Here is a 23,625-nt window from a genome sequence, read left to right as displayed (position 1 = left end):
GATAATCTAATACACTGACTAACTGGAAAGAGGTGTATGAATAGAAAATGGCCGATGCGGTTTTTACCGCATCGGCCATTTTTTTTGGTGGAGAAGAGAACGAACTATTCAAGTTCGGCAAGTGTGGCGGCAGCATCTTTTACCTGTCGCATATGCTGAAGTGACCCTTTATTTTTCACCAGCAGAATTTCACTCATGATACTGAGGGCGATCTCCCTGGGCAGGATGGAGGCGATATCAAGGCCCATCGGGGCGTAGAGTTTCGCTATTTTTTGTTTGGCAATTCCCTGCTCAAGCAGATAGTTGAAAGTGTGTCGTACTTTCTGGCGACTGCCGATCATGCCTATGTAAGGGGCGTCGGTTTTCGCAGCCGCGGCCAGAGCCTGCTTATCCAGTTCGTGGGAGCGGGTGGCGATGGTGATGAAAGTGTTGGGGGTGATGGTGAGTGCGCTGATTGCCTGGGGGATATCGTCGGTAACTATTTTTTCGGCCCTGCTGAATCTCTCGCTATTGAGAAGATCGGGTCTGTCGTCTATAACCACTACCTCAAAATGCTGCTGAAGGGCGAGTTGATACAATTCCAGACCTATATGGCCGGCGCCGACGATGACCAGCTGCGGCAGGTTGCCGAAAACCCGTATGAAAAGTCTGAGTTCTCCACCACAACGCATACCAAGGTCGCCGCCGGGGCTTAGGGAATAGTGCATCTCAGTGCTTTCACCATTTTCAAGACAGCCGAGTGCTTTGGCTATAACCTGATGTTCCAGGTTGCCGCCACCTATGGTGCCGCAGGTCTCACCATTGGGCTGCACTGTCATGATAGCACCGGGCTTGCCGGGTGAGGAACCGGTGTTGGCGATTACTGTGACCAGCGCCACGGGAATATTGTTTTCAATACAGGTGGTAAGTGTCTGAATGACTTGGTGTTCCATGATGTTGTGGAAGTGCTGTGGCGTTAAGGTTGCCGGAGTGGGTTATTGTTCCTGTAACTTAGAGACTGGTGTTGCGAACTTGTAGCGCAAGAAAGGCTTCGAGCACACTACCGCCTATGCTACGGGCTTTGTCGGAGATAGTCCAGCAGTTCTTCAACTCGTCCAGGCGTGGGTCGATGTCGGCAATTTTCAACCCCTTGTGTACGGTGGTTCCATCGCGAAGAATGCCCCGGACCAGCCCTGTGAATGGGGCGATAACTGGGGAGTTGCCTATTTTTGCCAGCAGTTCATCCTGGTAAACGACGCTGCCGATATCTCTCATCAGCCTGAACGTACCGGCTTGGGTGGCATACAGCACCCGCTCTTTGGAAAAGCCGCCAACTTCAGCCGGAATGCTGGTGTTGGCCGTGGCGCTACCCGTGTATATAATTCTGCCCAGGTCATGCCCGCGGTTGGTCTCTATCACTGCGTGGACATCTAGGCCAGCGGTGAAACCCGGGCCGATCCCGATGGTTATCGGCGCCATGTCGATGGTGGTACCGAGGTTTTTTTTTGCCAGGATGGCATCAACGATACAGGAAGGCTGGGTGGCAAGTGTACCGAGGCAGTCAGCGTTCGGGTCAACTATGACCGGTACCCGGCTATTTTGCCAAATACGCTCGCAATCTGCCACTCGCTCAATCCGCTCTGCCTTCACCCCTTCGACGTTATGGCTGCCAAGCTGCAGGGTTTCGCTTATGGAGACAGTACGGCGGATTGCTGTCGGGTTGGCAACCTCCAGCACCAATAACCTGAAACCGCAGTTATGCAGACGGCAGATGGTCCCTGTGGCAATATCGCCACCGCCCCGGACAATGATCAGTGGTGATTGGGCCATTGTCTCAGGAACTCTTGATACTCTTCGGGAGTATCGATATCAAAAAACTGGTCTGCAGAGTCGAGATCGAGCCAGGTGACCCGCCGGTTATGGTGCCGGATGATTTCCCTGCCGCCTGAGTCTCCTGCCAGCCCGGCCAGCTCATCTCGCAAATCGGCCGGGAAAATAACGGGATTACCGGGGAGGGAATCAACTCTGGGCTGAATAATTGAGCCAGGATTTTCTAAAGATATTTCAACGAGCCGCGATATCGTTTCATGACGTATCAGCGGCTGGTCAGCCACACTGAACAGGATAGGGTTTCCCGGTGTCGTGTTGGCAAGGCCAAGGTGGATGGAATGGGCCTGCCCCTTTTCGGGTGTGTCGTTATGGCAGATGCCAACGGGAAAGTTCCGGCAGATTCCTGCGACCTCATCGTTTGCCACAATAACTACTGTTTTGGCAAAGAGCGAGAAGGGGAACCGGGATAGAAAAATACCAAAGAGTGTTGAACCGGCAACCGGCAGCAACAGTTTATCACACCCCATCCTTTTGGAGAGACCGGCAGCAAGTATAACCGCGTCAATGCTACGAGCCATAGATCGTTCCCTGCTGAACACTGCCTGCCGTGACCTGCACGTTTTCGATCTGAGTTGTAAGGAGATCGGTCTGCTGTTGATCTGCCCTGCTTTCGACTTTGTTGATAAACAGCTTTTCCGCTCCAACAGAATCTTTAAACAATCCCTCACTCTGGGTGATGACTCGCAGGAGATGACCAAGGCTGACCATGTCACCCTCGGAGCCGCCGGTCAGCAGGGAAAACAGGCCAGGCCTGTGCACCAGTGAGTCGTCTATGGTTCTGCCGATGGTCTGGATGTCGAGCACTCCGACTGTGCTGCTGGTAAAGTGCGGAACAACCGGTTCGGTAGCTTGCCATCCCTTGAGGGGTTTACCGGCAGAGCCGTCAGCCTCTATCAGTACCAGGTCAAAACGATTCAGGTGATAGTAGAGCAACTCCATGGCAACACCCCGCATTTTTGCGGGATCGCTATCAGGAACTCCGGTAACATAAATGCCGGGCGGGAGCGAATCTTTATCAGCCAGGATTCCGCCGCTGAGGTCGAGCAGATCATACTGCTCTGGTCTTGGGGTGAGAATGCGGGTGCTGGTTGTTACCAGCACCCGCCAGTCGATAGCTCTCCCCTCTTCGGCGAGCCTGTACATCAGCGAGGTTTTACCTCCGGCACCGACCAGGCTGATCACTTCGCCCCGGCGGATCTTCAGGCTGCTCAGAAATGACTGGTGTTCACTCATGCTCTGTTTCTCTTTTCCTGATGTATGCCAGCAGTACATCTTCTGCCAGGATGGGCAGTTTTCTATGCCACTGGCCGGTGGCGTTGGCAATTGCATGGGCAATGGCCGGTGGCGGAGTATTGCAGACCACTTCACCGATGGACTTGGCGCCGTAAGGGCCGGTTGGCTCATGGCTCTCTTCGAATTCGACACGGATGCGGCCAAAATCTTCACGTGATGGAATTCGGTACTCCATAAAGGACGCCGTCGCCAGTCTACCTTTGGAGCTGAAGCGAACATCTTCATATAGACCCATGCCGATACCCATCACGACGCCGCCTTCCACCTGGATGCGCGCGAGATTCTCATTGAGCACCTTGCCGCAGTCAACCACAGCCACGTAATCGGTGACCATCGACTTGCCGGTCTCAAGGTCAACCTCAACTTCGGCAAAACCTGCTATAAAAGGTGGTGGAGAGGTCTCGCTGCCGAAGGTGCCTTTACCGACCAGGATGTCCATGCCACCCTGGGAGCAGAGGTGGGCGGCCAGCTCGGAAATGGTCATGCTCTTGTTATCGCTGGTGAGCACCCCTCCGGCATATTCAACGCTATCTATAGTAACATTCAGTGCTTTAGCAGCTGACTCGCACATCTGGCGGACCAGGTCATGTGCGGCAAGCAGGGTGGCATGGCCGGTGACGTAGGCGCCGCTTGAGGCATAGGCACCAGGGTCATACGGGCTGGTGTCCAGGTCAAAGCTGGTGACGACCACCTGCTCCATTTCTACTTCCAGAATTTCGGCGGCGATCTGGTTGAGGACAGTATCGGAACCCTGGCCCATGTCCGAGGCGGAGTGGGAGAGGGTGAAGAAACCGTCTTCATTCAGCTTGATAAGTGCCGAGGCGGTGTCGATTCCGGAAATTCCGGAGCCCTGCATGGTGACCGACATGCCATAGCCGCGGACTTTATTCTCGCTGATTTTTACAGCCGAGTAGTTTTTTGGCCAGCCTATCAGTTCACGACCTCTCTTTATACAGCGGTGCAGGCTGCTACTGGCCAGGGTAGCGTTCTTTTCCGGGGAGGAACCGCAAAGCTCCGGGTGGGACTCGCCTTCATTCAACAGGTTTTTCAGTCGTAACTCGGCCGGGTCTATATCCAGCTCGGCGGCCAGTTGGTTTATGGCAGACTCCAGCGCAAAAGTGCCCTGGGTTGCGCCATACCCGCGCAGTGCGCCAGCAGGTGATTTGTTGGTGTAAACAGCATGGCCGTGGTAACGGCACGATTTTGCCTTGCCGTAAAGGGGCAGGGTTTTCTGACCAACAACCCAGAATACAGTGGGGGCGTGTTCGCCGTAGGCACCGGTGTCGGAGAGGCAATAGATGTCCACTGCACGGATGGTACCGTCGCGGTCAGCACCGAGACGAACCTTGAGCTGCATGGCGTGTCGGCTGGTGGCGCAGGCAAACGTTTCCGGGCGGGTGTAGACGATTTTGGCCGGCTTGCCCGTCTTCATGGTGACGATAGCCGGAAAGAGCTCGACAGAGGCGGTCTGCTTGCCGCCAAAGCCACCACCCAGGCGGGGCTTGAGGATCTTGATCCTGCTCTTTGGGATATCGAGTATCCGGGAGAGATGCCGACGCACGTGGTAGGGAATCTGGGTGGAGCTCATGACCTGCAGACGACCGTTGACATCAAGCGAGGTGGTGGCACGGTAGGTCTCCATCATGGCATGGGCCTGGGCCTGGGTATTGTATATCTCTTCAACCACCACATCACTCGCGGCAAGTTCAGCTTCTACATCGCCCTGCTCGCTGTAATGGCTGGCGGCAATGTTGCGTGTGGCGTCATGGCCGATGGGGAAGTTGGTGTGCACCTCATAGTCGTGCACCAGGTGTTCGCTGTCGATGGCTTCGTTCAGGTCGAGCGCCGGAGTTTCAACCTGATAATCAACCTTGATCGTGGCAAGTGCCTCCATGGCAGTGGCTTCGTCCACAGCTGCAACGATGGCAACTTCGTCGCCGACATAACGTACCCGGTCATCAAGAATCCTGCGGTCGTAGGGGGAGGGCTCGGGAAATGACTGACCGGCAAGGGTGAAACGGGTTTTCGGAACATCTTCGTGGGTCAGGACACACTCGACACCGGTCATGGCCAATGCCGTGCTGGCGTCGATGCCGATAATTCTCGCCTTGGCATGGGGACTGCGCAGGATCTTGACGATCAGCGCATTGTCGTTGATATCAAGGTCACTGGTATACGCAGGCTTGCCCTTTACCAGTGCCAGGCCGTCAATTTTGGGGATTCCTTTTCCTACATACTTCATTACTTCACCCCCATATATTTTTTGATTGCCCGCATCTGGCCCTGGTAACCGGAACAACGACAGAGGTTTCCGGCAAGATAATGGCTGATTTCTTTTTCGTCGGGGTCAACCAGTTCCCGTTTCATGGCCAGCACGGTCAGGGTAAATCCCGGGGCACAGAAGCCGCACTGCTCTGCACCTTCGGCAACCATAAAGCGACCAAACTCTTCGGCCTCAGTCTGAAGGGCCTCTATGGTGGTAATTTCTTTGCCACCGCATCGGGCTGTGAGAATGGAACAGGAGAGAACAGGTGAGCCATCAAGCCAGACGGTACAGAGGCCGCATGAACCTGTGTCGCACCCTTCTTTCACGCTCAGATATCCGTAACGCCTCAAGGTTTCGGATAAAAATTCACCTGCAGCAAAAGTCAGGGGTACCGGTCTGCCATTGATTGTTGTTTCAAGCTGCATTCATAACCTCCATCAGGGCACGTTGTACCAGTACCGAGCAAATCGCTTTTCTGTAGTCACCGCTGCCGCGCGGATTGTCTCCAAACTTCAGCTCATCGGCGGCGAGTCGGCCGGCCTCCAGAGCACTTTCACCGGTAAGGCCGTGCTCATTCAGGTAATTCTCTGCCTTGACGGCAGAGGCTGAACGTCCGGGACGGCAACCGACAATAATCTTGAAATGGTCGTTTTTCCGGGTAACGGCGGTGTTTAAGATGGCGTAATCGGTATGCGAGCGGCGAACAGACTGATATGCTCCCAGACTGTCGCTTTTCGGGATGACCACTTTGACCAGAATATCTTTTACTCCTTTACCCGCCAGAAAATCTTTCAGACTGATCCGGCCATGGTTATGAAAGACCAGCACCGCTTCGAGTGCCATCAGGGCCGTGATTGGATCTGAGAAAGGGTACCGACCGGCCACAGTGCCGCCTATGGTGACACCATTTCTCAACTGGATACCGACTATGTTGGCGACACTTTTTGAAAGTACCCCGCTCGAGAGCTGTTGGATGAGAGCAGCAGTCTCCAGAGTCCTCAGGCTGGTCATGGCGCCTATTTCAATGTCCTGGCCGGTTTCGCGGACGTAGTCAAGATCCAGTCGGCTCAAGTCGATTGCCGTGGCAATCTTCCGGCCGCCAAGTCGCAGGTAGCCACAGCCGCCCAGGATGGTGGCGCCGGATTGTGTTTGCAGAATATCATAGGCCTCTTGCAGGCTTTCGGCATACACATAATTATCTATCTGAAGCATAGTGGTTCTCTTGAATTATCGATAAATTAGTGGGTAATTTTTGAGATGGCAGCATTTTTATCACTGCTCCGGGTGGGGATGATCAACATAATAAAAATAACAATTGTAGATTCATACAAAAGGATGAGCATACTCTAACTCAGGACTCTTTTCCTGCAAAAAACATGATCTCCTCAACGCGGTGAGACAATCTAAAGCATAATTAAGCAATGTGCATTGTCTTTGCGATATTATTTCCCAGTTTCAGGCATCGGTGAACGTTGATTTGTAGAGGTTCAATATTATTTTTTTTTAAGAATCAGGTTTTTCATATACTGCATGGTGCAGGGGGGAGGCAGCCCTTGCCGGAAGGATAGCGGAAGGAGCCTTTTAGGGTACTCCTTTCTCTCCCTGCGATTGGTTATCGAAAGGGTAATTCATATTTGCACTAGCGGTAACGTGTTCAGCACGATTTCTCAAGAAATGTAATGCTCTGGATGTATACAAGTAAATCGTCTTAAAGGAGAATAAGATGAAAACATTGATTTTCCTGTTGCTGTTGGTATTTCCGGCGTCAGTATTCGGGCAGGGCCGGACAATTGAATACACGGTGGATGGTAAGCCCTATGAGGGATATTTCGTCAGCGCTGGCGAAAACAGCCCCTTTATCCTGCTTGTTCATGATTGGGATGGACTTACAGAGTATGAGATCAAACGGGCTGAAATGCTGGCTGATGAGGGGTACACGGTGTTTGCTGCGGATCTCTTCGGGGCGGGGTACGGCCCACTGAGGTAAGCGATAAACGCCAGCATACAGGTGAGCTGTACAAGGACCGGCAAAAAATGCGTTCTTTAATGAACGGGGCGATAGAGACTGCAGGGTCTCTTGGGGCAATGGTTCATAACGGAGTGGCCATGGGCTACTGTTTCGGTGGTGCGGCGGTGCTTGAACTTGTCCGTTCAGGCGCTGACATGAAGCTCTTTGTCAGCTTCCACGGTGGATTAAGTACCCCTGATGGTCAGGATTACAGCCAGGCAAAAGGTGAAATTCTGATCTTTCATGGTACCGCCGATAGTGCCATAACCATGCAGGACTTTGCCGATCTCGCTGAAGAACTCGAGAAGGCAGGGGTTTCACATGAGATGACCAGCTATTCCGGAGCTCCCCACGCCTTTACCGTTTTTGGCTCAGAAAGGTATAACGAGGATGCCGACAGAAAGTCGTGGCAAAGATTTCTGCAGGCTCTCGGCGAGGCAACGGTTCATACGAAGTAGTTCAGCAGCAATGGTGTCGCTATCGCTTGCAGTGCGCTGAAAATTACTGAAACAGCAATAAAATACCGAAGATCCCAAGCGCCAGCCCGAACCATACAGCTTTGGGCTGGCAGTATCCCTGCTTCACCGCGATCAGGATGCCAAAAAGCGGACAGGTTCCAAGCAGGGCCTGGGCGCTGCCGGCGTTGGTGAATTTTACCGCCAGCTGCTGGAGCCAGATCGCCAGGTACGTTCCAATAAATACAGCTATAACAAGATTAATGAACACCCCTCTATCGCGTAGTGCATGGATCGCCTGACATAAAGACATGGTGTTGCCGCTTGTATTTCTCCCTGCTCCTATCGATTTTAGTAACCAGAACCAGCATGTCAGGAATAGCACACCCGCGCTTAGCCGGATGAGTCCTCCTGCCAATGGCTCGATATTCTGCCCATCCAGAGCCATTCGAGACAGAACAATTCCCCCAGCCTGGCCGGTCGCGGCCAATAGACCGAAGAGAACGCCAGTCAGGCTGGTGTGGTATTGACTGGACCCGATGGAGTACCTGACTACCAGGACTACTCCAAGGGTGGTAACAGTGATACCACTCCAGGAAAGCAGTGAGAGATATTCGGCATAGAGCAGCAGAGCCAGCACTGCGGCAATGAGGGGAGAGGTCGATTCGAGCATCAGGCCCTTTTGCGGGCCGACACGCTTCAGGCAGGCGAAGTAGGCTGTATCGCCGATGGCAATACCTATCAGCCCGCTGACAAACAGTAGCAGCCAGCCTTTTGTGGAGATGGCCCGGACGGTTTCGAAGCTGATGCTGGAAATCTCGAACAAGCTTCCCGCCAACAGTGTCAGTGACATCAGTAAAATTGCGGCAATTCCTTTCAGTAGGTTGAGATTCAGGGCACCAATCCGCTGGCCGATATCAGCATAGTAGATACTGGCAACGGCCCAGAGCAGGGCGGCTGTGAGAGCGGAGATCTCCCCTGCAAAAAGTGTAAGGTTGCTGATCATATGATATTCGTAACCGTTTCTTCGTTAAAGTCGCAGGTCGTGCTGAGTGAACCGGCATAAAGGGATGAGCCGTCAGACCAGATTATTTTTTTGCCAGTGGCAATCTTTACGTTGTTTGCCGAATCGATGAAGTCTGCCATCAGCAGGGCTTTTGCTGGCGGTCACTTTACCCTCTATGAGCGTAAAACACCAAAGGAAGTCTATGCTTGTGATTATAATATATTGAAACAACTACGTTTTAATGGTTTATCTGAGGCGGAGATCCGGGGCTGAAAAAGAGAGGGTGGGGATGCATACTTTGCTGGACAATTATGACAACAGTGGCTTTTATCGCTGGGTGATTGTGTTGGCCGGAGTGCTTGGGTTATTTGCGGCACTCGGGCTTGGACGGTTTTCTTTGGGAATGATGTTGCCCGCTATGGCCGAAGGGGTGGGGATGAGCTATTCCCAGATGGGGGTGGTGTCTACCCTGAACTTCTGCGGTTATCTGGCGGCTGTACTGGTTTGTGGCAGGTTGAACCGTCTGTTGGGCGCGCGGGTACTTATATTCCTGGCGCTGTTGCTGGTAGGCTTGTCCATGGCGTTAATAAGCTGCCTTGACTCCTACATTGGCATTGTGCTGCTCTATTGCTGTACCGGGGTGGGTACAGCACTGGCTAATGTGCCGATAATGGCCTTGATATCAACCTGGTTTGAACCCGGGATGCGAGGCCGGGCAGCGGGAATTTGTGTAATGGGCAACGGTCTGGGGCTGGTCTTTTCAGGTCAGCTGGTTCCACTGCTCAACGAGATGGCCTTCGGTTGGCGATCGAGTTGGCTGGTGCTGGGATGGGTCGTGGTGGTTATCGCTGTAGTTGCCCTTTTGCTGATACGTAACAGTCCGGCTGAAAAACGAAGCACCTGGCTGGATTCTGCCAAAAATTCGAGAAAGCACCAGAACTACCGAGTTGAGAGGGCGGCCTCCGGGCAGCCACTGCATAGAAAAAAGGCTATTCTCCATTGCGGACTGCTCTATTTCCTCTTTGGCTTCACCTACGTTATTTACGTCACTTTCATGGTGACTTTTCTGGTTGAAGAGCGCGGCTATAGTGAGTACGGAGCTGGCCAGCTCTGGGCCTTAGCCGGTTTGTTCAGCCTGGGTTCAGGACCGTTATTTGGATATTTTTCAGATAGATATGGTAGGAAATCAGCCTTAATGGTGGTGTTCGGCCTGCAGGCTTGTGCCTATCTGTTAGTTGGATTTTCATTGCCCCCCGTAGCGATTTATGCATCACTGGTGTGTTATGCCATTGTGGCCTGGAGCGTGCCGTCTATAATGGCGGCGCTGGTGGGGGATTATGTGGGTGCAGAGGGGGCGGCAGCTGCGTTTGGTTTTGTTACCTTTATTTTTGGAATCGGGCAGATTGCCGGACCAGCCCTGGCGGGAGGTCTTGCGGAGAAGTGGGGAAGCTTTCAGCCTGCTTTTCTGGCCGCAGCTTTTTGCGTAGCTCTGGCGGGAGCTTTTTCAGCCGGATTACCAGGCAGTTCAACAGGAAAGGAGAAAGGGTAGGGACGTGTTAGCATATCGGCGACAGTGCCGATATGCATCTCATACGCGGTTTTGCTATTTTTCTTCAGAACCTTCGATGGGGCCGGGTGCGCAGAGGGCTCCCAGCTCGTTGGCCATGGTGCCGCAGTTGCCGCAGACAAATTTAGGGTCTTTACTGAGTCGGTCGATTTCGTCGTGCCTTTCTGCATACTTCAGCTCGCACATGTGTGCTTTATGATTCTCCGGGTTGGTGCAGAGATTATCTACTTTGGGCAGTCTGTCGCTCATCTGGTTGCCTCCTGACATTTTTTTCGAATGATTGTCACAATATGAATGTACCCGGCAGGAATGGATCCCGCCGGGTACTTTTTTACGAGTGTTACTTTTTGGCGAGAGCCTCGGCCATCAACTCCACGGTGTGCACACAGCGGATATTGGGGTTGGCCTTACCCATGGCACCTTTGAGCATGATCATACAGCCCGGGCAATCCATGGCAACGGTCTTGACGTTGGCATCCTTGATTGCCTCGATCTTGTCCTTGGTGATCTGTTTGGAGATCTGCGGGTGACTCAGGAACGAGTAGGTGCCGCCGAAACCGCAACAACGATCGCTGTTCTTCATCTCCTTGATCTCAAAACCGGAAGCGGAGAGCAGGGCACGTGGTTCTTTGTACACGTTGTTACCGCGCTTCAAGTGGCAGGAGTCATGGTAGGTGATCTCGCCAAGCTGGCTCATTTCGCCGAGCTTTTCAGAGGCACCAAGCACGTTTTCAAGAAAAGCTGATGCATCCAAGGTTTTGGCCGCAAGTGCTTCCGCCTTGGCTGACCATGCAGGATCATCGGCCAGACGCTCGCAGAAGTCGCGCTTGACACCCATGGTACAGGTCGGGCAGATGGAGAGAACGTAATCCAGGTTATGTTCGGAAAAAGCCTCAACGTTTTGTTTTGCCAGCTCGACACCGGTACCGGTGTCACCGGAGTAGAGCGCCGGGATACCGCAACAGTTCTGTTGTTGGGGGAAGACAACTTCCACATCCAGGGCGTTTAACACCTTGATCAGGCTGGTCCCCACTTCAGGATAGACAAAGTCCGCGCCGCAACCGACGAAGAACCCAACCTTGTATTTAGGGTTGGTGACATCCTGCTTGATATCCTTGAACATATCACGGAAAGAGGTTTCGGCCACGGAAGGTAGGTCACGCCATTCGGTGAAATCACGATCCATGAAATGCATCGGAAGATGGCGGATTACCCGCTTCTCGGAGTTGTCACGACCCTTTTGGGTGACCGGGCGTTGCAGTTTGGAGGCGGCACGAACCATGGAGTGGAACAGACCACGGTTTTTCATTACTGCCTTGAAAGCCACGTTCTTGATCAATCCCATGCCGTACTCACTGGTCACCTCGTTACGCAGGTGGAGGATGATCTCTTCAAGGTCGATATTTGACGGACAAACGGCGGTACAGGAGCGACAACCGATACAGGCTCGGGTGATTTCCTTGGCTTTATCCAGACCTTCGTAGAATGCGGTGAGGATGATGCCGATGGCTGAGATGTAAATGGAGCCGAACACATGGCCGCCCACGGTCTGGTAGACAGGGCAGACGTTGGCGCAGGCACCACACTGAATACAGCGCAGGGCGTCCTGACATGCTTTTGACTCGTAGAGCTTCTCACGACCACCGTCGATCAGAACGATATGCTGCTCTTTGGTCTTGTCGTCGCTTGGTACGGTGCCGCGGATCCAGGTAACGTAGGAAGTCAGCAGCTGGCCGGTGGCATTACGGGGCAGCAGGCGGGTGGCCTTGATGGCGTCTTCCATATTGCGGACCAGCTTGTGGATACCGGCAAAAACGACGTGGGTGTCCGGCATGGTAGCGCAAAGACGGGCGTTGCCCTCGTTGGTTACCAGGCCGATTCCACCGGTGTTGGCCACCAGGAAATTGGCTCCGGTGAGGCCGATGTCGGCATCGAAGTACTCCTGGCGCAGACGCTTACGGGCGACATCTACCAGGGTTTTGATTTCAGGGTCCAGCTTCTGGCCGACCTCCTTACCAAAAAGCTGTGCCACATCTTCCTTGAACAGATGGATAGCGGGCATAACCATATGGCTGGGGCGCTGCCCGGCAAGTTGCACGATCCACTCACCGAGATCGGTCTCGGAGGCACGGATACCTGCGGCTTCGAGGGCTTTGTTCAGATGAGATTCCTCACTGACCATCGACTTGGATTTGGCGACAAGCTTGGCACCTTTCTTCTTCGCCAGGTTGACCACGTAATCGTTGGCCTCTTTTACATCCTTGGCGATAAATACTTTGGAGCCAGCAGCTTCTGCATTCTTGATAAATTCTTCGAGCAGCTCTTTACGACGTACACGTACGTCATCTTTAATCTCAGCCAGCTCCTTGCGCATACTATCGAAATCGAGGCCCCGGTAGGCATTCTCGCGAGCGATAAGGTAGGCGTCTCCAAAGAGATGAAGGGCTTTGCTCAGTTTCGGGTTGTTGATCGCGTCGTCGACGCTCTTTTTATATGATGGATTGGTGGCCATGTCAGCTCTCCCTGTTACAATCGAAAGTTATATCTCTTAGATTTCCATGAGGTCGCTGGAAATTCCTTCAACCACCAGAATGTGAAGTTCTCTTGGACCGTGGCAACCAATGGTCAGCACGCGCTCAATATCGGCAGTACGGCTGGGACCAGTGACATAGGCCATAAATCTGGGCTCGTTGCCCTTGTGCATCTGGGTCATGGGTGCGACAGCTGCGAGGTTGTCCTCCAGCACGGTCTCCGGATCGACTATGACAAAGTGTTTTTCAGGCAGCGTGGTTGCAAGACGAATATCCTCCATCGTGCTTTCCAGAACCACGGTACCGGTATCCGCCATGGCAAAATTACTGAAGGTAACACCTGCACCCGGGAAATTGCCTGCATTGCGGAAACTACCTTCATGGACATCGACGCCAGTCTCTTTTAACAGACTGCCAAGGCTGTACTTTGCCGCGAGGGCAGTATCAGGAACGAGGGCTTTGCCGGTGGAGTTTGCTGCAACATAGTCGGCAACATTCTGAAGGCCTTCCAGTTGTGTTACTTCAGCACCTACCCTGCGGGCGGCTTCCATGAAGCGGGAGAGTTGAACGTTTGTGGGCATGAACCTACTCCATTGTTCGTGTTTAACTTTTACCAACTCTGGTATGTCCAGTGGTGGTAGTTAGACCAGGAATCACTTCACCATGAGTGAACGAAAATTCTTGTCGTATCGGTATTGCCTGGCAGTCATGGTCCGGGGGGTTATTTCCCTGGGTGGCCAGGGGGAAAAGCCGAAGCGAAAGCACCTCTGAACACAACCTATAAACCAGGTTTTTCACTAGCCTGTATTCTTTGCAGGAAGTGTACCATGAAAACGTTATTGTGGCCACGGCACGGTAATGCAAGGGCTTAGCCGGATTGGGCTGAAGCTCGGCAGGTGAATCATGGCCTGTTCCACCCGGTAACTGTTACGATCATGATAGCAAAAAACAGTGAGGTTTGGGTATGTCTCAAATTATTGTTGGGGTAACATGCCGAAACAAAGTGAGAAAATTAAATAATAACCAGAAGAACAGGCTGGCTGGCGGGTGGTCTGATCAATAACATTCTGTCTGATTTATCGGACAGGATGTCGTTCAGCAGACCAAAAACGATCAGTAGTGTTCAGCTCAGCAGATCGGAGAGTGATTCTACAGTGAGAGGCCGTACTTTTTCAGAAGGGAGTAGAAGTGAGAGCGGGAAAGCTCAGATTTCTTTAAAATTGGAGTAATTTCACCGTTACACTGGCGAATCATTTCGCTCAGGTAGATCTTTTCAGTCATGCCTTTGAACTCTTTTAGAGGGGGTAGTGGCCGGTCAAAAATATCTTTGAATATCTCTTGTCCAATTTTTCGGACACCGTCGTTGGCAGAGTAGGCTTCATCGCTGGTGACTTCAGAGCCGGTCATCTGCTTGATCTGGGCTTTGGCAACCTGTATACGCAGTTCCCTGGAGAGGTGGACGCCATAGAGAGTGTTCTCCTCATCAGCGTTGACCATGGCTCGTTCCAGGATGTTGAAAAGCTCACGTACATTGCCTGGCCAGTTGTAGTTCAGCAGGGTGTTGAGGAAATCATCACCAAGCCTCTTGGGAGTCAGACCATATTCCTTTTCGAGCGTGTTCATCCGGGAGAGAATGAGCGGCTTGATATCCTCGGTACGTTTTCTCAGAGGCGGCAGGCGGATGTGCATGGTGTTGATTCTAAAGAGCAGATCGCTCCTGAACTTCCCCTGTTCCACCATCATGTCGAGATCCCTGTTTGTTGCTGCAATAAGCCGGAAGTTGGAGGTGTCCTCCTGCGGCGCACCAACGGGCCTGAAGTGCCGTTCTTGCAATACCCGCAGAAAAACTTTCTGCAGGGACAGGGGCATTTCTCCAACTTCATCAAGGAACAGGGTACCGCCATCAGCAAGTTTAACCAGCCCGGGCTGATCACTCTGGGCACCGGTGAAGGCGCCTTTGCGGTGGCCGAAAAGCGTTGATTCAACCAGCGATTCGGTAAGGGAAGCGCAGTCGATAACCACAAAATTCTGGTTTGAGCGCCTGCTGTTCTGGTGAATAGTACGGGCAAAAAGTTCTTTACCCGTACCTGTTTCACCGGTGATGAGGACATTGGAGTCTGAGCGCGCGGCCTTGGAAGTGAGCTGCACGCAGGTCTTGATGCCTGGGCTGACGCCAACCACCAGGCTGAGATCGAGCTGTTGTTGCTCGCTGCGGGCATTCTTTTCCTGCCTGTATTTCAAGGCCCGGTTGAGGGTCAGGGTAATCTCGCGCACACTGGAAGGCTTCAGGATATAGTCCCAGACTCCACCCTTGATGGCGAGTTCTGCACCGTCAGGGTCACCTTTGCCCGTGAGGATTATCACCTCGGGAGGGTTGGGCAGGGCCATTATCTCCGGCAGGATGTCGAGGCCGTTGCCGTCTGGAAGATGGACATCTAAAAAGACGACATCATAGCTCTTGGTTTTCAGGAGATTCAAGCCGACTTTCAGGCTGTGGGCCATGTCACAGCTGTGGGATTGCCTGGTGATCAGGCTCTCTATGGTCTCGCAAGCTTCTATGTCATCATCGAGTATCAGCATTTGGTTCATCGCTTACTCCTTGTCATACTTGGCGCCCAGTGCAACTTTCAGGTCCTGTTTATCGTAAGGCTTGATAATTGTTTTAATAATATTAGGCTGTTTTTTTGCCGCAATTATCGCATCTTCCCTGCCGGAGACCAGAATTATCGGGAAGTCTTCCAGAGTTTTAGCCAACTGCGTTCCGTTCATGGCCGGCATGTCGTAATCGGAGATAATAACATCTATTGCATCTTTTTGAAGCTGTGCCTGTTCAATGGCGATAATTGGGTCCTGAATAGCAATGACAGTGTGCCCCATCTCACGGAGAATCCGCGGGACACTGTTGAGCTGGTCTTCATCATCTTCCACAAAGAGGATGGTGAGATTGCCCTGATCGATCGTGATGGTGTCAGCATCTGCCGGGAAATCGTTGTCTTGGCTCTTGGGCAGGTATATCTCAAAACAAGTGCCCTCACCAGGGGCGCTGTGCACCTTTATGGCTCCCTTATGGCCCTTGATGATACCATGGACAACAGCGAGGCCCAGACCGGTCCCTTCGGTAATGTCTTTGGTTGAGAAAAAAGGGTCGAAGATATTGTCAATAATTTCGGAGTCTATGCCGTGACCCGAATCGGAGATTGTCATTTTCACATATTCGCCATCCGTAATGTTCATGGTTACAGCCTGTTCAATGTCGAGGCAGACGGTTGACAGACCAATCCCGAGCGTACCGCCGACTTCCCGTAACGCATGGAAGGCGTTGGTACAGAGATTGAGGATGACCTGGTGAATCTGGGTCGGGTCACTGTTGACCATCATTTTCTCAGAATCAATCTCCAGGTTGACCGCGATGTTTGCAGGCAGGGAGGCGTCAAGGAGGCCGAGCACCTCATGGATGATCTGGGCGATGTCCGTTGGCTGAAAACCTTCACTGGACGGTCTGCTGAACGAGAGAATCTGCTTGACCACCCGGCTTCCCCGACGGGCAGCCCGCAACACTCTCTGTAGATCCTTTTCGGTCTGGGAGCCTGGCTCAACGTCGCCCATGGCGAGCTCGGTGGAATTGATTATTGAGGTCAGAATGTTGTTGAAATCGTGGGCAATGCCACCAGCCAGGGTGCCGATCGCCTCCATTTTCTGGGACTGGATGAGCTGTTTTTCCAGGTTCTGTTCTTTGGTAATATTTTCAGCAGTGGATAGAATGCCGACAATTTTTCCGGCCTGATCAAGCAGCGGTACCTTGTTTACCTCAAGCCAGCCTGAAGTGCCGGAATGATCAATAAGGTGCCTGCGCATCTTGCGGAATGGTCTGCGCTCTTTGATAACGGCCGCATCAGCCTGGGTGGACCAGTTCCCGTAGTCCTTGTCCGACACCACATCCTTGGCGGTCTTGTCGCGCATGGATTCAATACTGTCAATACCGAAAAATTCAATGAAAGTCCTGTTTGCACCGAGGTATTTTCCCTGCAGATCCTTCCATGAAACCAGCTGGGGGATTGAATCCATAAGCGTCTCAAGAAATGAAAGTTGTTCCAGCGCCTGACGCTCCATTTTGCGTCGCTCAGACATGGCTATGAGCAGGAACAGGAGTGCAGTAAAGAGCAGAAAAAAGGAGATCATGATAGTCCAGAACAGCTCTTTCGACAGCTCGTAGAAAATTTTGGGACTGTTGATGATGGTAGCGCCCTCAGGTAGCAGCGATTGATCTATATCGAGGCGGGTCATGACGTTGTAGTCGAACATATAAGAGCCCGCCTCCTCGATCATAATGGGTATGGTTTCAGCTTCCTGGCCGTGCAGTACCTGCAGAGCTATCTGCGCTGCCGTGCTACCATGTTTGGCCCCGGAAAGCATGCTGCCACCCACTACACCGTGACCTAGCAGGAAATCCCAACTGGTATAAAGCGGCACCTTGGAATGAGCATAGATTTCCTCCATTACTTCTTCGGTGGTGAAAAATCTGCCATTGACGGTCTGATACCAGGGGGTGAAAAAGAGGAATGTGTCATCAGGGAGATTTTCGACTCTTTTTACTGTTTCTTCGACAGAAAGTGAAAACCAGAATTCGACGTGCAGATCGGGATCGGAAAGCAGCATTTTATTCTCGACCTGCTTGGCGATCGCGTGACCAGTGATAGAGTCATCGCCAAAAACGATCATTCTTTTTTTGTGAGGGTGGAGTTCGCGGGCGATATCCAGGGTACCGGCCAGGTCGAAATTTTCGATGACCCCGGTAATATTTCCCATGGCCAAGTCAACTGTTTCTATACCGTTGACTCCACAGAAAACGATGGGAACATCGGGAAAAAGTTCATCGCGATATTCGTGGACAAAGCTGAGAGCATCGTTGTCGGAAACGAGAACAACATCAAAGATTTCGTACTTGAATTTCTCCTTATACAGGGTGTACAGCGTGGTCTTGATAATATCGTAATTGTACTTTTTGACGTCCATATATTCGATCTGCAAATCGATCATGTATTCACTTTCAGTCAGAACATTGCGAATACCCTCAAGGACGTTATCAGACCACTGGTAACCATCGTGGTAGGAGTTCAGGTAGAGAACGGTTTTTTTCTCTTTTTGCGCCATGGTTGCTAAAGGATTCAGTAGCGAACATATGACAAAGAGTAATGAAATGGCAAAGAAACGAAGCCTGAATTGCAGCATGTGTATCTAATGTATATTAGGTGATTAGTATAAGAAAACAGCCCCTTATGGTCTTTCTGTAAAAAGTCTCATAGACATCCCTGCCGTGGCACTGGTTTGAGAGCATACTAGAAATGTCCTGAAATTGATAATATAAGAAGCAACGATACTTTTTTTAGGGCAGCTGAAGCATTGTCTCCAGTTGGTTCTGAAGGAGGAGTTAAGACTTTTGGGAAAAAATCACCGGGTCCGGATATCTTCAAGACGTTTGCAGAGAAAATCGTAATTCTGATCAAGTTCGTGATGGGTTCGTGCGTGGGAAGCGGCATTGCTGCCAAGGGCCCGACGCAATTCCTGATCGGCAACAAGATGTTTAAGGTTTTGGGTGAAAAGATCTGGTTCCGATACGCTTGAAAGTAGCCCTGTCTCACTGTTTCGTATAACCTCGCCACCGCCCCAGTCTTCATAAGCCACTACCGGCAACCCGCATGACTGGGCTTCGAGATACACCATACCCAGAGATTCTTCGACACCGGGAAAGGCAAAGATATCTGCTGCGCTATAGTACTGATAAAGCTCATTTCGTGGAATTTTCCCTAAAAAAGTTATGTTCTTGCCGAGTAGCTGTTTGCCGGTTTTTTTGAGTTGAGCCCTGCTGTTGCCGTCTCCGGCAATGAGAAGCTGGATGTCAGCGCCCTCTTTGACCAGCTTGGCACAGGATCTGATGACTGTGGTGAGTCCATCAGTTTTTACTCCGGGGCGGAACATGGCAGCGCTCATGACAACAACTTTATCTGCGAGTTCATATTGGCTGCGAAGTCGGCTTCTGGCCTCATTGCTGAAGGTGAAGTCCCTGGTGTGCAGGCCTGGGGCGATATACGAGACCCGGTCAGGGGGAAGCAGGCGCAGTAGGTTACGGTGATCGCGTTTCTTGTTGGTAAAGATCAGGTCGGCAGCAGATAGGGTTCGCCGGTTGAGATAGAAGCCGGGCAATGTTTTAAGCTTGCGACGCCGTTTGGTAGAGTAAATTCCCTGAAATATCACATATGGTATGCCCAGCTTTTTCGCGCAGTACGGGCCAAGTAAATCCGGAGCCTTATAATAACTGTGATAGCTCAGCCAGAGATCAACAGGGGCTGTGCTTAAGGATTGCGAGACCCTCTTCTGCTCGGCAAGCAGTCTCATAAAAGCAAACGGGCGCAGATAAATCCAGCGGCACCTCAGCCGACTGGCAAGTTGACAGTTGTGGCCTGCCTTTGTGAGATAGTTGTAAAGCTCCGTTCCCGCAACAAGGTCACCGGATGGATTGGGATGTCCCAGGGGCTTGAACGGCATATAGTACGCAATATTCATAGTCAGTCTGCAGAGGGGAAGCGGTAAGATGGAAAATGTACCAGCAGGAGACAGAAAACCAGATATTACTGGAAATTGCATGATAATTCCTGGCATGATCATGTTTACAGATCGTGCCTGTAGTGTATGATGGAGCGAAAATCGCCAGGATTCCTATTTAAACCTGATTTGTTGGCAGAAGTTCAATTCTGCCTGTGAGATAGATGCAAACAGAAGCTCCCCGACTCGATATTCTTATTTACGCCCATGATGGCCGCGGACTTGGCCATGTCAGCAGAAGTGCGGCAATTGGTATGGCCATCCGGCGCTTGTATCCTGAACTGAAGGTGCTGCTGGTGACAGGAGCATCACTGACCCAGGATCTGATAGGTGACCGTCATCTCGATTGGTTGAAGCTCCCCTCATACGCCACGGAAGTCGTGGATGGAGTATCGCGGGGGATTGCCGGATCAAGCGGATTTGAGGATAGCGAGCTGGGTACGCTGAGGTCGAGACAGCTATTGCAGGTTGTGGAGTTGTATCGTCCAAGGGTGGTCCTGGCAGACCATACTCCTCAAGGCAAGCACAGAGAGCTGCTGCCGGCGATGCAGCATAGTTCCGTTAAGATCGGTGGCAAAACCCGCTGGGTACTCGGTGTGCGTGGAGTTGTGGGCGGCGTGGCCCAGGCAGGTTCAGAAACGGCCCGAGCCACATTTGAGGTCTATTATCAAAACCTTTTGTGGTATGGGGATAGTGGAGTGCTCGGTCAGGATCATCTGCGGTTGCTTGAAAATTTTTACAAAGTCGTTCCCAATGAATGCGGGTATGTGGCACGGCTTCGGGAAGTGTCGGCAAACACGGCGGCGGACGCCAGGGCTTCAGGGCTGGCTGCGACGGTATCTATTCCGTGGCTGGGTGAAAATACCGGACATTTCGCCAGGCAACTTGCTCAGGCCATAAACACACTGGGTGATGAGTACGGTGCCTGGAATATTTTTTGCGATCCCCAGACTCGTTCTGTTTTCAGTTCCATCCCGCGTTGCCAGGTCTTTTCTTTTTCGGGAGCAGCTTATGTGAACTCGTTAAAAGCCTCGCGTGCAGCTGTGATTTTCGGAGGCTACAATTCTGTTGTGGACGCACTTTCTCTTGGCATTCCGGCGCTGGTAATCATGCGGGAGATGGCGGACAGGGAGCAGCAGATTCATCTGGAGCGACTAAGTGGCAGCGTCGGGGAAAAGTTGCAGGCCCTTGATGAATCCCGGGCGACAACAGCGCTCCTGCAAAACACTCTCAAGCGCATCTTCCAGTTATCCAACCCAAAAAAAGCCTGCCGCCCTGGGATTATTCCCGACGGAGTTGCTACTAATGGACTGACTCAATTTCGTACTGCCATTAACCTGAATGGTGCTGAAAATGCGGCTATGAACCTGAAGCAACTGGTAAAAGAGCAGGCACTCCGGTAAATAAACCGCGGAGTGGTGTAATCGCCTGCCTCCGGGTTGTGATGTTTATAGCGTATTTCTCCAGGTGTACTTCTGCATAAATGCCTCCCACAAGGTAAGGTTAGATCATATCTATGAGAAATATATCGATGTACTACCTGAGGTCTGATTCTGCCCTGGCTTTCTGATTACAACTCGCATCAGCTTAAGATATGTGAGGGTACGGGAGAAAGGAATCAGGAGTGAGACTTAATCAGAGTCAGCTTGGAGTATATTTGCATTAAGATGTAATATCAATATGTTAAGCTTTTTGTGTATTGCCTCGACACAGACCGTCCGTACGCCAGCCATCTCCCGCCTCACTCCTCACCAGCCCATTTGATTCTCAAGGAAAAATAACCTGTTTGCTTGCAACATTTTGTCAGGCATTATATACATTTAATGATGACCACGTGTAATGTGCATAAATTCGGCACGATTCGCACCATGTGAATTCAGGAGAAACGGCGCTGTGGTCACTCATCTTCAACTGTAAAATCGATATTGCCTGTCATGCGGAAAGCAGAGACAGCGCGTTTTGCGCAAACACGTCTACGCAGATGAGTAGTTGTGTGCAATTTTTCTATCTTGGACCGTTGTTTTGAAATGTATCGAATAACCGGAAGGTTGTATGGATGATAAACGCTGGCTGACCATACATTTCACAGATGGTCGTGAGATGAAGTTTCGTTTTCCAAGGCAATCTGTCGATAGCAGAAATATGCAAAGCATCATGGAGAAAATGCTTCAAAGCAATCAGGTGATTATGGAGGTAGAAGGGGTGATGTACATGTTCCCTTATACTGATATCAAGTATATCCGGGTGTCACCCTGTCCGGATGTGTTGCCGGAGGTGGCTATTCAGGGTGTGCAGCTTTCAGGAGAGTAATGTCATAGAGGTATAAACGTTTGCCAAGGAGGAGAAAGGGATGCGAAAAGCAATCTGGACTGGATACGTAAGCTCTGCATTACTGGTACTGGGGATGGCGACCACCGGGTACGCCAATGGTGATTCGCCGATGAGTGAGCTTGATGAACTGCGCAGGATTATTGAGCGCCAGCAGGCCCAGCTGGACAATCAGGCCATGGAGATCAATAAACTGAAAGAAAGGTACGGTGAAGATCTCGACAACCCGGTTTGGGTCAAATCGACCAAAGCCGATGTCAACGTAGAGCTGTATGGCCAGGTAAACCGGGCCATACTGTGGGCAGACAATGATGATGTCAGTGAGACCTATTTTGTCGATAACGATAACTCTTCATCCCGCATGGGCTTAAAGGCCGAAGTTTTTCTACCGGAAGAAAACAAGGTTGGCGCCAAGATTGAGTATGAATTCCAATCCAATGCCTCAAACAACGTAAGCCAGTTTGACACCTACGATGCCAGTACAGATCTTACCTTGCGCCACGCAGATCTGTACTGGGAAAATAAACAATACGGAAAGCTCTATCTGGGCCGCAGCTCCACTTCAACTGATGGTATTGCAGAGATTGATCTTTCCGGCACTTCTGTTGTCGGTTATTCGGATGTCCAGGCCATCGCAGGCGGTGTCTACTTCTCGGACGGTACTTCTGTAGATGAGGATAATGATCCCCGTGTGAAGTCGGTTTATGCCAACTTTGATGGCGGCCGCCAGGACAGGATTCGCTACGATACTCCCCATTGGCATGGTCTTTACCTGAGCGGTTCCGCTTTTTCGGGCGACGGTTATGATGCCGGTATCTGGTACTCAAGAGATTATGACGGCACCAAGGTGGCAGCAGGATTCGGTTGGTTGAAATCCGGTGATACCGGTGATACAGGTAATCTTCTCACCAGCTATGATGAGCAATATGCTGGTTCAGCCTCCATACTGTTTGACTTTGGTTTTAACGTGACCCTGGCGTACGGGACCCGTGATTTTGATGGGGGTGGTGACGATGCCGATTTCTATTATGGCAAGCTCGGTTACAAGACCGATATCTTCGATTTTGGCAAGACCGCCTTCGCGGTCGATTATGGGTATAACGAGGATGTTAATGGCACTATAGCTGGTGACGAGGCATCTACCTGGGCACTCATGGCAGTTCAGAATGTGCCGGCATGGTCAACAGAATTTTACCTGATGTTCAGGCAGTATGATCTCGACACAGATGCCGAAGATTATGAAAACGTTAACACTGTATTTACTGGTGCGAGGTTGAAATTCTAATGATGAAAACAGCAAAATGCAGAATCGCTTCTCTATTCACCCTGTTTGTCTGTTTAGCTTTCATCTCCTCCTGTGGTGGTAATGAATTCGTCTATCAGGATAGCAATGAGATGAAACCGGGCTCGGGCCTGATCTCAGGGGAGGATGGAGTTTTCACAGTCTATTCCGGTACGCTCGGCATAGACCGCGAAAAAGATAACGATTCCGCAAAATGATTCGGATGTCTGAAAACCCTGTTTAATCAGGTGAATTCTCTGGTTGAACAGGGCGGAATCCTGTCACAGGTGACCGTTATAATTGGATGATCTGCATATTTTCCTGTATTGAAATTTTCCGGATGGTATCATGAAAACAGTCGCAATTGTTTTGGGATGTTATTGCTGCTTTTTCAGTAGAGGCTCCAGGCAGTCATGCAAC

At 51.4% G+C, this 23,625-nt stretch carries 19 protein-coding genes and 1 pseudogene; 6 read left to right on the top strand and 14 right to left on the bottom strand.

Annotated features, from left to right (window positions below):
* Positions 1–104: 104 nt before the first annotated feature.
* Genes FCL45_RS01845 through FCL45_RS01815 form a run of 7 tightly spaced genes read right to left on the bottom strand, consistent with a single transcriptional unit; the run spans position 105 to position 6,640 of the window.
* Entirely contained in the window at positions 105–932 is an 828-nt protein-coding gene (locus tag FCL45_RS01845) for an XdhC family protein (RefSeq protein WP_136798663.1), read from the bottom strand.
* Positions 933–990: 58 nt separating this feature from the next.
* Positions 991–1,809, bottom strand: a complete 819-nt coding sequence (gene yqeB, locus FCL45_RS01840; protein ID WP_136798662.1) for a selenium-dependent molybdenum cofactor biosynthesis protein YqeB — start codon at positions 1,807–1,809, stop codon at positions 991–993.
* The gene (locus FCL45_RS01835) at positions 1,791–2,387 is read right to left on the bottom strand and encodes a nucleotidyltransferase family protein (protein ID WP_136798661.1); all 597 of its coding nucleotides are present in this window, start codon (positions 2,385–2,387) and stop codon (positions 1,791–1,793) included. Before FCL45_RS01835 ends, yqeB begins: the two co-directional genes overlap by 19 nt.
* Positions 2,377–3,102 carry a selenium cofactor biosynthesis protein YqeC gene (gene yqeC / locus FCL45_RS01830; protein WP_167495831.1) on the bottom strand — a complete coding sequence of 242 codons (726 nt, stop codon included), beginning with the start codon at positions 3,100–3,102 and terminating at the stop codon, positions 2,377–2,379. The genes FCL45_RS01835 and yqeC overlap by 11 nt, the downstream gene beginning before the upstream one ends.
* A complete protein-coding gene (locus tag FCL45_RS01825) occupies positions 3,095–5,404 on the bottom strand; it encodes a xanthine dehydrogenase family protein molybdopterin-binding subunit (protein ID WP_136798659.1) in 2,310 nt (769 codons plus the stop codon). The genes yqeC and FCL45_RS01825 overlap by 8 nt, the downstream gene beginning before the upstream one ends.
* On the bottom strand, positions 5,404–5,853 hold the full coding sequence (locus FCL45_RS01820; RefSeq protein ID WP_136798658.1) for a (2Fe-2S)-binding protein: 450 nt from the start codon (positions 5,851–5,853) through the stop codon (positions 5,404–5,406). The genes FCL45_RS01825 and FCL45_RS01820 overlap by 1 nt, the downstream gene beginning before the upstream one ends.
* Entirely contained in the window at positions 5,843–6,640 is a 798-nt protein-coding gene (locus FCL45_RS01815; protein WP_136798657.1) for an FAD binding domain-containing protein, read from the bottom strand. Before FCL45_RS01815 ends, FCL45_RS01820 begins: the two co-directional genes overlap by 11 nt.
* Positions 6,641–7,151: 511 nt before the next feature.
* On the opposite strand from FCL45_RS01815, the pseudogene FCL45_RS01810 reads away from it, so the two are divergent.
* Positions 7,152–7,894 (top strand): annotated as a pseudogene (locus tag FCL45_RS01810) (dienelactone hydrolase family protein).
* Between the two features lie 43 nt (positions 7,895–7,937).
* Here the strand turns inward: FCL45_RS01810 and FCL45_RS01805 are convergent.
* Positions 7,938–8,897, bottom strand: a complete 960-nt coding sequence (locus FCL45_RS01805; RefSeq protein ID WP_136798656.1) for an EamA family transporter — start codon at positions 8,895–8,897, stop codon at positions 7,938–7,940.
* A gap of 289 nt (positions 8,898–9,186) precedes the next feature.
* Between FCL45_RS01805 and FCL45_RS01800 the strand changes: the two genes are divergently transcribed.
* Complete coding sequence (locus FCL45_RS01800) at positions 9,187–10,446, top strand: MFS transporter (protein ID WP_136798655.1); 1,260 nt, start codon at positions 9,187–9,189, stop codon at positions 10,444–10,446.
* A gap of 54 nt (positions 10,447–10,500) precedes the next feature.
* Here FCL45_RS01800 and FCL45_RS01795 read toward each other — a convergent pair whose 3' ends face one another.
* The 6 genes from FCL45_RS01795 to FCL45_RS01770 form a co-directional block, all read right to left on the bottom strand.
* Positions 10,501–10,713: a hypothetical protein gene (locus FCL45_RS01795; RefSeq protein ID WP_136798654.1), complete on the bottom strand. Its 213-nt coding sequence runs from the start codon at positions 10,711–10,713 to the stop codon at positions 10,501–10,503.
* 91 nt (positions 10,714–10,804) lie between these two features.
* A complete protein-coding gene (gene ldhH / locus FCL45_RS01790) occupies positions 10,805–12,976 on the bottom strand; it encodes an L-lactate dehydrogenase (quinone) large subunit LdhH (protein ID WP_136798653.1) in 2,172 nt (723 codons plus the stop codon).
* Between the two features lie 36 nt (positions 12,977–13,012).
* Positions 13,013–13,576 carry a LutC/YkgG family protein gene (locus FCL45_RS01785; RefSeq protein ID WP_136798652.1) on the bottom strand — a complete coding sequence of 188 codons (564 nt, stop codon included), beginning with the start codon at positions 13,574–13,576 and terminating at the stop codon, positions 13,013–13,015.
* Between the two features lie 568 nt (positions 13,577–14,144).
* Entirely contained in the window at positions 14,145–15,584 is a 1,440-nt protein-coding gene (locus FCL45_RS01780; protein WP_136798651.1) for a sigma-54-dependent transcriptional regulator, read from the bottom strand.
* Between the two features lie 3 nt (positions 15,585–15,587).
* Entirely contained in the window at positions 15,588–18,224 is a 2,637-nt protein-coding gene (locus tag FCL45_RS01775; RefSeq protein ID WP_136798650.1) for a hybrid sensor histidine kinase/response regulator, read from the bottom strand.
* Positions 18,225–18,443: 219 nt separating this feature from the next.
* Positions 18,444–19,556 carry a glycosyltransferase family 4 protein gene (locus FCL45_RS01770; RefSeq protein WP_136798649.1) on the bottom strand — a complete coding sequence of 371 codons (1,113 nt, stop codon included), beginning with the start codon at positions 19,554–19,556 and terminating at the stop codon, positions 18,444–18,446.
* Positions 19,557–19,759: 203 nt separating this feature from the next.
* On the opposite strand from FCL45_RS01770, the gene FCL45_RS01765 reads away from it, so the two are divergent.
* From FCL45_RS01765 to FCL45_RS01750, 4 genes are all read left to right on the top strand, one after another.
* Positions 19,760–20,998, top strand: coding sequence for a hypothetical protein (locus FCL45_RS01765; protein WP_136798648.1), 1,239 nt, complete (start codon positions 19,760–19,762; stop codon positions 20,996–20,998).
* A 649-nt stretch (positions 20,999–21,647) separates the two neighbouring features.
* On the top strand, positions 21,648–21,905 hold the full coding sequence (locus tag FCL45_RS01760; protein ID WP_136798647.1) for a hypothetical protein: 258 nt from the start codon (positions 21,648–21,650) through the stop codon (positions 21,903–21,905).
* A gap of 40 nt (positions 21,906–21,945) precedes the next feature.
* A complete protein-coding gene (locus FCL45_RS01755; RefSeq protein ID WP_136798646.1) occupies positions 21,946–23,208 on the top strand; it encodes a porin in 1,263 nt (420 codons plus the stop codon).
* The gene (locus FCL45_RS01750; protein ID WP_136798645.1) at positions 23,208–23,423 is read left to right on the top strand and encodes a hypothetical protein; all 216 of its coding nucleotides are present in this window, start codon (positions 23,208–23,210) and stop codon (positions 23,421–23,423) included. The genes FCL45_RS01755 and FCL45_RS01750 overlap by 1 nt, the downstream gene beginning before the upstream one ends.
* Positions 23,424–23,625 lie beyond the last annotated feature (202 nt).

The sequence above is a fragment of the Desulfosediminicola ganghwensis genome, from assembly GCF_005116675.2.
In the GTDB taxonomy this organism is placed as follows: domain Bacteria; phylum Desulfobacterota; class Desulfobulbia; order Desulfobulbales; family Desulfocapsaceae; genus Desulfopila; species Desulfopila ganghwensis.
Note: the sequence above shows the minus strand (reverse complement) of the source record. Positions and strands in the feature narration are given on the sequence as shown.